9 protein-coding genes are annotated in these 12522 nt (G+C 44.6%); 6 read left to right on the plus strand and 3 right to left on the minus strand.

Annotation, left to right across the window (positions count from 1 at the left end; all coding sequences use genetic code 11):
• Positions 1-54 precede the first annotated feature (54 nt).
• On the minus strand, positions 55-2232 hold the full coding sequence (locus JMW90_RS00550) for a bifunctional protein-serine/threonine kinase/phosphatase (protein WP_338103755.1): 2178 nt from the start codon (positions 2230-2232) through the stop codon (positions 55-57).
• A 37-nt stretch (positions 2233-2269) separates the two neighbouring features.
• Entirely contained in the window at positions 2270-3778 is a 1509-nt protein-coding gene (locus tag JMW90_RS00555; RefSeq protein ID WP_201561183.1) for a NarK family nitrate/nitrite MFS transporter, read from the minus strand.
• 679 nt (positions 3779-4457) lie between these two features.
• Here JMW90_RS00555 and nirB point away from each other — a divergent pair.
• The 5 genes from nirB (at position 4458) to JMW90_RS00580 (ending at position 10125) form a co-directional block, all read left to right on the plus strand.
• A complete protein-coding gene (gene nirB, locus JMW90_RS00560; RefSeq protein ID WP_201561184.1) occupies positions 4458-7046 on the plus strand; it encodes a nitrite reductase large subunit NirB in 2589 nt (862 codons plus the stop codon).
• Between the two features lie 153 nt (positions 7047-7199).
• Positions 7200-7586: a nitrite reductase small subunit NirD gene (gene nirD, locus JMW90_RS00565; RefSeq protein ID WP_201561185.1), complete on the plus strand. Its 387-nt coding sequence runs from the start codon at positions 7200-7202 to the stop codon at positions 7584-7586.
• Between the two features lie 126 nt (positions 7587-7712).
• Complete coding sequence (locus tag JMW90_RS00570; RefSeq protein ID WP_201561186.1) at positions 7713-8399, plus strand: hypothetical protein; 687 nt, start codon at positions 7713-7715, stop codon at positions 8397-8399.
• Positions 8400-8641: 242 nt separating this feature from the next.
• On the plus strand, positions 8642-9604 hold the full coding sequence (locus JMW90_RS00575; RefSeq protein ID WP_201561187.1) for an acyltransferase: 963 nt from the start codon (positions 8642-8644) through the stop codon (positions 9602-9604).
• 161 nt (positions 9605-9765) lie between these two features.
• Positions 9766-10125 (plus strand): DUF3817 domain-containing protein, encoded by a 360-nt coding sequence (locus JMW90_RS00580; RefSeq protein ID WP_379607336.1) that lies wholly within the window; start codon positions 9766-9768, stop codon positions 10123-10125.
• 19 nt (positions 10126-10144) lie between these two features.
• Here JMW90_RS00580 and JMW90_RS00585 read toward each other — a convergent pair whose 3' ends face one another.
• Positions 10145-11233 carry a hypothetical protein gene (locus JMW90_RS00585; protein WP_201561188.1) on the minus strand — a complete coding sequence of 363 codons (1089 nt, stop codon included), beginning with the start codon at positions 11231-11233 and terminating at the stop codon, positions 10145-10147.
• Positions 11234-11460: 227 nt separating this feature from the next.
• Between JMW90_RS00585 and JMW90_RS00590 the strand changes: the two genes are divergently transcribed.
• Positions 11461-12495 (plus strand): LysR family transcriptional regulator, encoded by a 1035-nt coding sequence (locus JMW90_RS00590; protein WP_201561189.1) that lies wholly within the window; start codon positions 11461-11463, stop codon positions 12493-12495.
• Positions 12496-12522 lie beyond the last annotated feature (27 nt).

Below are 12522 nucleotides of genomic sequence, written 5' to 3' on the forward strand. Positions count from 1 at the left end.
TAGCCGCATAGTGCAGCGTTAAATAAGCAATAGCATGTCATTGAAAGTGGACGCTCATGACAGATAAGCCCATAACAATAAGACAATGATGATAGCTTGTATAAAGCAAATGCCATGCCATACCAGTAGAGGGTTGCGCTTGATAAGCGGTTCAGGGTCGCGACTGTTTGCCCTATTGTCAGGGTTAAAGTCTTGTAAAAACTCACCAATGGCCTGATAGCGCGCATTGGTATTGGGATGTAGTGCCCGCATGAGCGCTTGCTGGCTGACGGGTGGGACGTTTTGTTGACGTAGCGGTTGTGCTGGCATGACTAAAGCGTGCCTTAGACTCATTAGATCTTGCGAGCCAAACGGTAGCTGTCCTGTTAGCAGCTCATAACCAATCACTGCGATTGAAAATAGATCCGAGTGCACCCCTTTTGGTGCATCGGTGTAATACTCTGGTGCAGCGTAATGCAAATCGCCATTGGGCGGGCGCGTACTGTCCTTTAAGATGGATGAGCTGGCAGAGCCAAAATCAATCAGCTTGACCGCACCTGATTTGGTTAAGAGGACGTTTTCAGGTTTGATATCTTGGTGCAACAGATAGTTACGGTGCATCACTCGAACCGCCATACCTATCTTGGTCAGTAGATCATAAGTCTGCCACACATCGCATGGGGCATTACGTTCAATAAAATCACGTAAGCTCTCACCTTCGATATATTCAGTTAAGTGGTATAGATAGGTGGTGCTGGCAGGGACAGGATAGTAACGCAGCAGTCCTGATGCGCCCAGTCCAGAACCGATACTTTGAGCGCCGCTGACGGTTGAGCTATTGGCTTGCAAGCGATTTGGGTCGGCTTGATTATAGGCAGGCTCACCCGCACGCCGATGTTTTGAGAGACTTAGGCCAATTTTTCGCTCCTTCAAAAAATCACGCAGATAATGACCGTCATCAATGGTATCGAGGCTGGGCGACTTCAAAACAAAGTCGTTCTCATACTCATCTTGCACCAAATACACATCGCTGCGAGCCGTTCGCGCGATGATATTGACCACAGTAAAACCATCGATATTATCGCCTACTTCTAAACCTGTCGGCAGCTGATAACGAGTCATATCACTAGTGCTTGGACGGCTGTTATTGTCATCAAAACAATCAGAACCATCAAAACCATTAGAGTCGTCAGAACCATCAGCGTCACGCAAAGTACCTGCTCGACTGGCGAGGTTTGCTGTCGCCTTTATACCCAGTAGTATCATGCTCAAGTTATCATGACTGCCCTCTACAAATGCTTGCTCGCATAAGCTCTGACTGACTAAGCTCTGACTGACATTGAACCCTACTGGTAGAGTGTGCGCTGTGGCTAATGCCTGAAACATACTTGTGGCAGCGGTGCACAGTTCAAACTGCAACTCGGTCGCATCGATATGCTCATACACACCATCGGTCATCAGCGCTAAGCATTCATTTTGGTGTAGCGTAAATACTGACTGTTGCAGGTCTACCTGAGTGTCTGCGCCAATAGCCGCAGAGAGTGCCCCTTTGTCTTGACCGCGATGGATGCGGTGATCCTCACTCAATACTGTCAAGCTGTCTATCCCAATACGGTAGATTCGTGAATCGCCGGTATGAAACAGATGGATACGATCACCGATACACAATAAGCCTGATAGCGTGGACAGCAAAGGCGGAACCCTCTGATAGGCTTGCGGAATGCATAAGGTATCATTGGCCTTATTCACCGCCACTTTGATGAGGCTCGCGATTTGATCATCATCAAAGCTCATAACGGCTGTCTGAGAGTGACTTTGATGGGTTGTTTGAGCCAATTTTGACAAGGCTAAGGTTATTTTATTAGCGACGGTGTTGATAACTAATTGACTTGCTTGCTTTGGAAACTGACAAGCGCTTACCCCATCTGCCATGAGCACCAGCAAGGGCGCTGGAGGCATTGCCGTTTGTTTAGCTTGGTTTGAATCGTTAGGGCGGGTCAACGTTGCCTCTAAAAAATGATACGGCAAACAAGTCGTTATCAATAGACTGTCTTGGTTTTCCGCTTTACGGCCTTTCGTTGTAAAAAAATCAAGCCACCACAAGGCATGATCTGCACTGAGGTGGCTTGATTTAATTGAGGATGACTGACTACCAGTGCTTATTTGAGCACTCACCTGATGACCAGCATTTTGTTGGTTGTTATGAGTGCCTTGTTTGTTGACATCTTGACTGGCTTCTGGAGTAGTATTCAAAGTCATCCCTATTTAGTTTTTCTTTAGCTTTTCGGCGCTATCTATGGCTCACTTGGATTTCGGCAAATGACCCATCTGGCATCTCTTCAATAATGACACCTTCTGGTTCTTTGAGTAAGAACAGCGCAAAGAATCCGACCACGGCTGTCGCGGCGATGACAAAGAAAAACACCTGATAAGACACGAGACTGAGTACCGTCAAATACACGACCGAACCGACGTTACCGTAGGCGCCCGTCATACCTGCGAATTGTCCCGTCATACTGCGCTTGATCAGTGGAATCACAGCAAATACCGCGCCTTCACCCGCTTGTACAAAAAACGAGCAAAACATCGTGATTAATAGGGCTAAAGACAGTGGCCATGTTGAATCAAGAAAGCCCATCAATAGATAACCGACTGCCAAACCCGCCGTTAGAATCAACAAGGTAATTTTACGACCGAATTTATCACTGAGCCAGCCGCCACCTGGGCGTGACATTAGGTTCATAAAGGCATAACTCGATGCCAATACACCTGCCATGACAATCGATAAACTAAAGGTCTCTTGATAGAACAGTGGCAGCATAGAGACGACGGCAAGCTCTGAGCCAAAAGTGGCAAAGTATAGAATATTTAAGATACCGACTTGCTTAAAGTCATAACGATGCGCTGCAGGTACAGGCGTAGTAAAGACTTCTTTATTGAAGCGGTAGCTACTGATGAACTCATAGACATATAGGACAGCAAGGCCAATATAGACCATAGTGACACTAGACTGGCTGAGTAAGCTTACGCCCGACGGCGATAATTTCCATGCTAACAATGCCAATGCCAAATACATCGGTAATTTAAAGGCCATCATGAGCCAAAAGTCGCCCGTTGACGTCACCATCATAGCGCCAGACTTTTTAGGTTTAAAGTAAGTCGCGCCTTTAGGCGTATTACGAGCCATTCTATAAAAAATAATACTATAAAGCGCCATCACCACACCCGACATGGCAGTCGCATAACGCCAGCCTTCATCACCACCGAATACCGCGGCAGCGCCGATCGCTACTGTTGGTAATAGTAAGGCTGCTGCTGCTGAACCAAAGTTACCCCAACCGCCATAAATCCCTTCAGCCGTACCCAGCTCACTGGTTGGAAACCAATCACTCATCAAGCGAATACCAACGACGAAGCCTGCACCCACAAAGCCCAGTAAGAAGCGAGACAGCGCTAACGTGTTGTAATCTTGCGCGAAGGCAAAGGTAAAACAGGGAATCGCACCAATAGACAAAATGGCGGTATAGACAATGCGCGGACCGAACCGGTCGGTCAACATGCCGATAATGACCCGTGCTGGAATGGTCAATGCCACGTTGAGAATCAATAAGGTTTTGACTTGATCTTTACTAAGATTAAGGGTCTCACCAATCGCTGATAAGAACGGGGCATGGTTGAACCATACAAAAAAGGTAAGAAAAAACGCCATCCAACCTAAATGGAGGATTTTATTTTTGCCCGAAAAAGACAAGATATTTAGCTTGTCTTTGGTCGGTGCGACGGGGGTCGATGATGACATAGGCAGCTTCCTCAAAGGGTTAACCTCTAAATTATTACAAGGCGTTAAGTGTTCAAAGAACAACAAATTAAGATATCTAATTAAGATGTCTAAGGAGGTGCAATGGCTATGCCAGTTGTTTTTGTGCCAAGCGTTATAAGACGAAAGGGTAACCTGTCATAAATACTTTGACGCCCTTCTATTAAAGGTTTTCAGGCGATATCGGAAACAGATTAATATTTTAATAAGACCTAAGAATGGTCGAAGAGCGTCAAAGAGAGGCAAAAAATCGCTAGGTCTTACGCACAGCACTACAACCCAAGTTGGGGCACGATTGTATCTATTTTGGTGCATTTATATTTTATCGACGCACTTATAAAAAGAGCGCTACCTACCTTCTTCTTCTAAGCATTGATATTGGCTTTAGTCCCTATTTAATTCCTATTTAATCTCCGTAAAACGTTAAGGAACATACTGTTTATCCTTATACTTCAATCAATATTTATTAGGATTGAACGTCAGGAAGTACAGGCGGATAAAGCCGTTTGGCACGATTATTGAATGCTCTGTAGTAGTAGGCATCTAAATGCTGTTTATCAGCTGTTGTTTAGAAGCTGTTGTTTGAAAACAAGCCATTGATAGCGTAAGTATAAATCGCTGGCAATGATATTTAGACAACCCCATTATTAAGGACAGACGCATGAGTAACACGACAGTAAGCACAAAAAATAAAGGCAACTTAGTGGTGATTGGCAACGGCATGGTCGGCCATCATTTTGTCGAGAGAGCCATTGAGCAAGGGCTACATGAGCAGTTTGAGATTCATGTGTTCGCCGAAGAAGACCGCCCTGCTTATGACCGTGTGTATCTATCAAGCTATTTTGAGCACAAAGATGCCAGCAAGCTGAATCTCGTCGATCTAACGACATATGAATCGTCACAAATTAATTTGCATTTAAACCAGCAGATTGTGGATATCGATTCGGCCAATCGATCCATCACAACGGAGGGCGGCGAGCAGATTGAGTATAGTGAGCTGGTGCTAGCGACAGGCTCGTATCCTTTTGTACCCCCGATTCCGGGTCGTGAGCATCCGCATTGTCACGTGTATCGTACGATTGCTGATTTGGATGAGATTTTGACCATTGCCGAATTACCAAAGGTCAAAAAAGGCGTGGTGGTCGGTGGTGGTCTACTCGGGTTAGAAGCCGCAAAAGCATTAGTCACCTTAGGCCTTGATACTTATGTGGTCGAGTTTGCCCCGCAGTTAATGGGTGTACAGCTTGATGCTGCGGGTGGCGAGATTTTGAAGCGCAAAATCGAGGCACTGGGTGTCAAGGTTCTGACCGGTAAAAATACCAAAGAAATTATATCCCATCCAAATGGCGCCAGCGATGATGAGTGCTATCTGAGCATGCAGTTTACAGATGATACTTCGCTCGATACCGATATGATTGTATTTAGTGCGGGTATTCGTCCACAAGATGGCATTATCAAAAACAACCCTGAGTGCGGTATTGAGATGGGTGGCCGTGGTGGAATTTTAATCGATGAGCAGTGTCGTACCAATGCCGAGCACGTCTATGCTATTGGCGAGTGCGCGGTTTGGGACAACAAAATATTCGGTCTGGTTGCGCCCGGCTATAGCATGGCCAGTATTTGCGCCGCACAAATTGCAGGTGATAGCGAGCGAACCTTTACCGGCGCTGACATGAGCACCAAGCTCAAACTGATGGGCGTGGACGTCGGCAGTATCGGTGACGCCCACGGCACTACCGAAGGCGGACTGAGTTATCTGTATCAAAACCCGGCGGAAGGCATCTATAAAAAGCTTGTGACTACCGCTGATAATAAACGCTTGCTCGGTGCGGTATTGGTCGGTGATACCGAAGATTATAATAATTTATTGCAACTGTATTTGAATGATATTGACTTGCCAGCGCACCCTGAAAGCCTAATCTTACCCAACGTCGAAAAACCTGTTATGGGTATCGATAATCTGCCCGATACCGCGACGATTTGCTCATGTTATAACGTGACCAAAGGCGCTATCTGTGCCGCGGTCGAAAACGGCGCGTACTCGATTGCCGATGTGAAAGCAGTGACTAGTGCAGGTACTGGTTGCGGTGGTTGTGCGCCTATGGTCAAAGACACGTTAGGCTACCAGCTGAAAACGCTTGGCTTTGAAGTCAACAACGACTTATGCGAGCATTTTGCTTACTCTCGTCAGGAATTGTATAGCTTGATTCGTGTGCACGGTATTAGAACCTTTGATGAGCTACTGACCGAACATGGCAGCGGTCATGGTTGTGAGATTTGCAAACCGACAGTCGCCTCTATTTTGGCATCGTGCTGGAATGACTATGTACTCAAGCCTGAGCTGACGCCACTACAGGACAGTAACGATTACTATCTGGGTAACATCCAAAAAGATGGCACTTATTCAGTCGTGCCCCGTGTGCCGGGTGGTGAAATCACAGCCGACAAATTAATCATACTCGGGCAAGTGGCGAAAGAATTTAACTTATATACCAAAATTACTGGTGGTCAGCGCGTGGATTTATTTGGTGCACGTTTAGACCAACTACCCGATATTTGGACACAATTGGTGCAAGCTGGCTTTGAAACCGGTCATGCCTACGGTAAGTCGTTACGTACGGTCAAGTCTTGTGTGGGTAATGACTGGTGTCGCTACGGTGTCGATGACAGTATGGGTCTTGCGATTAGGTTAGAGGACCGCTATAAAGGCGTGCGCTCCCCGCACAAGATCAAGATGGGCGTGTCAGGCTGTATGCGAGAGTGTGCTGAGGCGCAAAGCAAAGACTTTGGCATGATCGCAACCGAAAATGGCTGGAACTTATTCGTAGGTGGTAACGGCGGTATTACCCCGCGCCATGGCGAGCTGTTCGCAACCGACCTTGATACCGATACACTGGTCAAATATATCGACCGTATTATCATGTTCTATATCAAGACGGCGGACAAACTACAACGCACCTCAAAGTGGCGTGAGAGCTTGGATGGTGGGCTTGAGTATTTACAAGCCGTCATCATTGAAGACAGCTTGGGGATAGCGGATGAGTTAGAGGCACAAATGCAGATGCTGGTCGACAACTATGTATGCGAATGGGCGGCGACAATCAACGATACCGAAAAACTCAAACGCTTCCGTCATTTTGTGAACAGTGAGCAAGGCGACGAAAACGTCATCTTTGTGACCGAGCGCGATCAGATTCGCCCAGCGACTGACGCTGAAAAGACCACGATTAAGCTGGTTGAGTTGGCTTAACTGAGTGTTAGTGCCCCGCCCTTTTATCTATTAGAAGAAGGGCACTAGTCTTTTAATTCTCTACTTGTTACTTACTACCTAGCATTTATTATCTGCCACTTATTACCTGTCGCTTGTTGATAGCAACGGTATAACCTTTAAGGATAACGCCTCATGAACCAGTACACTATTTGTAATCTCAACGATATCATTCCTGAAACTGGTGTTTGTGCGCTAGTAGACGGCAAGCAAATTGCCATCTTTCGTACCAAGCACAACCACCTATTCGCCCTTGATAATTATGATCCATTCAGTCAGGCCAATGTATTATCTCGCGGTTTAATTGGCGGCACTACCGTCACCAACGACGCCGGCATTGATGAAGCGATACTCTATGTTGCCTCACCTATTTATAAGCAGCGCTTTAACCTTGCTACGGGGCAATGTCTAGATGATGAGAGTGTCACGCTCAATACTTATCAAGTGGCGCTTAACGAGGATGACGTGGTGGTCCAGTTAGAAGCTTCATCTGCAAAACTACTAGAGATGGACGTTGTCTAAGGTGTAGCCGTCTTTTTAGCAAATTGAAACATGTAATTTACATTAAGATACTGAATAAAAAATTGTACTGGCATAATATTGGCGGTAAATATATTTCACTTAATGCTATAACAAGGATCATAAATCATGTCTGACAAGTCTACTAAGAACGACAACATTAAAAATGCCTTAGAGTCTCTTGAGAGTGCAGCGACAACGCTTCCAAATGATGCGTTAACAGGCGTAGAAGTAGTAAAAGGTGATACTGTCGTTTATGAAGACGGTGATTTTGAAGATTACAATGCTGATAAAGACTATGAGGTTGATGAAGACACTAAGTCTGGTAAGGATGATGAGTCTAATAAAGATGATCAAGACGACAACTCTGATAAAGAAGATAAGTCTAATGAAGAAGATAAGCACGGTACGACGATAGCTAACATCTATCAATGGGCTGCTAAGCTCAAAGATGATTTTACGGCTGACAAAAAACCAGCGAAATCTGACGAAGAAGATAAGTCTGATTCTGAAAATGAAAATGAAGACAAGCATGAGGATAAGCATAGTGCGACGATAGCTAATATCTATCAATGGGCTGCTAAGCTCAAAGATGATTTTACGTCTGAAGCGTCTAATATGACACATGACGTTTCTGAAAAAGCGGTTGCTATCATGCTTAACAGACTTTTAGATGCCAAAACCGCCGAGTTAGAAGCTTTTGATAAGAAAGTGGCAGACTCTGAAGGATCGGTAGACAATGCAGAAGAAGAGCGTAGTAAGATTGCTGAGAAAAAAGACAAATACCAAGGTATGATTGACCAGCTACAAGGCTGATTGGTACTTTGAATAACTGATACTTTGAGTAACTGATACTTTGAGTAATTGGCATTATTGATCCAGTGTTAAGTATTTAGCACTGGATTTTTATTGTGTGCGGTTTGTCGTAAGCTCAAGAGTGTTATAGTCAGTGAAATGTAACGCCAAACCAATTACGTAAACACGCCTATCGATTTCTGCTAGTATTATGCCACTACGTTACTAATCACTTATAATATGTAAGGTTAAGAGGATTTAACATGCGATTCAAATCATTCGTTCAAAAACTACATGAACGCAATCCTAAACTTGGCAAAATCGCTTCGCTGACCACAGCAACAGGCGTTATTACCTTTAATAGTATGTTGGCAGGTCCCCCTGTATGGATTATGGGTGCAGCCAAAGCCGTTACTGGTGCAGCGATTGCTGATAAAGCGGTCATTGATGTGACCAATTATTGGATTAACAGCAATAACGCGATGATCGATAACATCCTGCCGGATAAAGACTGGCGTATCAGCCTACCTGACGATATCCATACCAAGGGCAAGTATTTACTGGTAAGCAATCACCAATCATGGGTTGATACCAGTATCGTGCAATATATTAGTGAAAAGCGTTTGCCATTAACGCGATTTTTTACCAAGTTTGAGTTGATATATATTCCGGTCATTGGGCAAGCTTTCTATTTTCTCGATTTTCCAATGATGCGTCGACATTCTAAAGAGGCGATTGCGAAAAATCCTGCCTTAAAAGGCAAAGATATCGAAGAAGCAAAACGCGCTTGTGCATTGCTAAAAGACAAGCCTTTTACACTGCTAAATTATCTAGAAGGCACCCGTTTTACCACCGTAAAACGGGATAAGCAGCAGTCGCCCTATACGCATTTACTTAAACCAAGAGCTGGCGGTCTATCGCTAGCGATTAGTGCGCTTGGCGAAGATATCGATGGTATTTTAGATATGACCATCGTCTATCCTGACGGTGTACCGACATACGGCGACTTATGGAAAGGCAATATCAAGCGTTTGGGCGTCGATGTCAGACATATTGAGATGCCTGATGACTTATTTACCAGTGTTCAAAATGGCGGCTATGAGACTGATGAGGCGATAAAAGCAGAAATGTTTGATTGGGTTGAGCAAGTTTGGCAGCAAAAAGATCAGCTCATTACTAAGATGCTTGCTGAATTTGAAAGTAAGCCCCCTGCTCTTGATGCTTAGTGAACAAGCAAGACTCTTAACTTAACCTGCTTTGTTTGCCCATATATTGATGGTTCTATTGATTTTCTCGCGCAAGGCAATAATAGCAGACGTAGGTTGCTATTATTGCTTACGTCGTTAAACGACCGCACCTTTTATGTCGATGACAAAAGGAAAATACAGTGCCACAGGCTCCGCCAATGTTTGAACCCGCCTCTAATCTTACAACAGAACAAAATACGGCATTAAAAACACTGACGATAATAGGTTATCTAGAAGGTACCTCGTTTTTACTGTTGCTCTGCATCGCGATGCCACTCAAGTACATGATGGACATTCCAGAAGCGGTAAAATATATCGGTATGACTCACGGTGGCTTATTCATCGCCTATATCATTGTACTCATGGGCACAGCCGTCAAGATAAAAATGCCTATATGGGCGATCCCTGCCGGCGTGCTTGGCTCGTTCTTACCATTTGGTCCGTTTATATTCGACCATTGGTTAAAAAAGAGCCTAAAGAAAAGCACGAAAGTTTTCTAAGATAGGGGTTTTCATGACGCTAATCATTGGTTTCACGATATAGCGTGTTTTGTGACTCTTCTCTAAAATCTTCGTATGTGATGGCAGTCTCCGCTTTTGGCGCACTAACAGCTGCTTCATTTTCCTTATTCGTCATGTCTGTTTGAGACTTGGGGTTTGAGGACTTGGCAGTGTCAGAGTCACTGAGCTCTTCAACGACAGCAGGTGGCGTATTAGTTTCTACATTTTGCTCAGTGGTGTTCATTTCAGTGCGATTAGCCGTTTGTTTGGTGACTGAGCTTGTTTGAGTAATGCTCTTGCTAACAGGCGTGCCAGCAGCATCAGATTCTGTAAACTCAGATTCTGTAAACGTAGTACCCGTGGACAAAAAACCAGTTGCAATCAACGTGAATACAGCAGCAGAAATCATGAGTGAGCCAAGCACCATACCTATAATAAGCAGTTTTTTACTATTTGCTGGCTTCTCTTTTGATTTTACCGCTTTATTTTTTTTCAGTTCTTTATTGGGTAAGGTTGTCAAAGATGCAGTGCTGATAGGTTCATCAACATAAGCGCTATTATCTACCTCAGTATCTTCATTTTTAGCTGCAGATGCCCTATCAGTCGCCTCTGTTGTCATTAAAGGGTGTATAACTTTCTCATTTTCTTCATCAGAGAAGTCCAAGGTTACCGATGTACTGCTGTTATTAGATATCTGTAGCCCTGCTGTATTTTCCACATTATCTTGCGCTTGAATGGTAAATAACCCTAGTTCTGCGGCACTTAGTGGCTCATAGGATGACAGCTTGTCAGCGTTTTCAAGCGGCTGTAATATATGCTGCTGAACAGGGCTATCCAGTAAGCGTGCGCTAAGATCAGCATCGACCGCATCATAAGCGTCAGTATTGGCAACAGTTGGCGCGGGCTCGTTTTTTGTCTTCTCAATACTTTCGACAGTACTTTCCACGGTAGTTTCGACAGTACTTTCAATAGTCTCTACGCTTTCAACACGCGTGATATAACGCTCATAGATATTGTTTTTACGATCACGCAGTCGTGGCTTAGTATTAGCGATTTTTGCTAAGTTCGCCTCCAAATCAGCGTTTTGCTTGTCTTTTTTGTCGCTCATGAAGTGATACCAAACCAGTTTATGCCACGAAACCGCAGATGACTGCTAGAATTGAGGGTAAAGGTTTATTAGTTTGCTAAAGTGTAACGCGATCGTTAATCAACAATATAGAGTGTCACCTCGTCTGCTTCAAGCATAATTTTATAGTTGCGCTGTTATTGATATAAAATACAGTCGATATCCACTTAGTCAATTGATCTGATATGACAGATAAATGAGCATAAAACATGGATTTAAAGCAGCTCAATGCATTTATTGCCGTTGCCGAGCTTAGAAGCTTTAGCGCAGCCGCTACCAAAATCGGACTGTCACAGCCGAGTTTGAGCCGTTTGCTCAAGCAGCTAGAGACAGACATGGGCGTGATGTTGATAGATCGCTATCACAGACCGCTACATTTAACAGAAGCTGGCACGTTCTTTTACGATAAAATCAGTACCATACTGACAGAGATGGATACGGTTGTTGGTATGACCCAGCGCTTGTCTGCACCTAGCAGCGCGTTAAATATCGGTTTTGTGCCCTCTATACTGTATGGGCTGCTGCCTGAGATTATCGCTACCCTGAAGCAGTCCAATCCTGAGATTGACGTCAATCTAAAGGACATCAGCTCCTATCAGCAGATAGAAGCGCTAAAATCAGGTGACATTGATATTGGCTTTGGACGCTTTGCCCATCAAGACCCATGGATTCAGCAAATACTGCTACGCCACGAGCGCTATGTCGTCGCATTGCCTAAAGCCCATCCGCTTGCCAATGTGCGCGAGCAACGCTTGATTGATTTGGCAAATAACCGCCTGATTCTCTATCATCAAACCCACTTGCCTGTATCTACAGTGCCAGAAACAGTGCCAGAAACAGTATCAAGCACAGGGACTCATAAAACCTTGGGGCAGAATAAGAAAAATACGAGCCACCATCAAGTATCTGCTACTGAGCAGGTCAAAGAGCCTTTGCTGTATTTATTTGCACAATATGGTATCTCTCCATTTATGACCACCACCGTCAGCGATTTGCAAGTGGCACTCGGGTTGGTGGCGGCGGGCGAAGGTATTACCTTAGTACCTGCCAGCTTAAAGACAGTGCGTACGGAGCAGATTAGCTATCAGCGTCTCATTCACGAAAACGTCACCTCGCCTATTTATCTGCATACACTCAAAGATTTTGTGCATCCTAATATCCCTGACTTATTGCGTGCAACTTATCATGTCTACGAGCAGCGCGGCATCACTTACCGCCGGCAAAAATTTGAATCTCAGCGTTAAATTATCAGATATTGCTCAATAATTGTG

It is taken from the genome of Psychrobacter glacincola, from assembly GCF_904846215.1.
GTDB classification, from domain to species: Bacteria; Pseudomonadota; Gammaproteobacteria; order Pseudomonadales; family Moraxellaceae; genus Psychrobacter; species Psychrobacter glacincola.

Excerpts from the sequence above, each read along its gene's own strand:
- JMW90_RS00575 (WP_201561187.1), top strand. The coding sequence starts at position 8,642 with ATGCGATTCAAATCATTCGTTCAAAAACTACATGAACGCAATCCTAAA.
- nirD (WP_201561185.1), top strand. The coding sequence starts at position 7,200 with ATGAACCAGTACACTATTTGTAATCTCAACGATATCATTCCTGAAACT.
- JMW90_RS00590 (WP_201561189.1), top strand. The coding sequence starts at position 11,461 with ATGGATTTAAAGCAGCTCAATGCATTTATTGCCGTTGCCGAGCTTAGA.
- JMW90_RS00570 (WP_201561186.1), top strand. The coding sequence starts at position 7,713 with ATGTCTGACAAGTCTACTAAGAACGACAACATTAAAAATGCCTTAGAG.
- JMW90_RS00555 (WP_201561183.1), bottom strand. The coding sequence starts at position 3,778 with ATGTCATCATCGACCCCCGTCGCACCGACCAAAGACAAGCTAAATATC.
- nirB (WP_201561184.1), top strand. The coding sequence starts at position 4,458 with ATGAGTAACACGACAGTAAGCACAAAAAATAAAGGCAACTTAGTGGTG.
- JMW90_RS00585 (WP_201561188.1), bottom strand. The coding sequence starts at position 11,233 with ATGAGCGACAAAAAAGACAAGCAAAACGCTGATTTGGAGGCGAACTTA.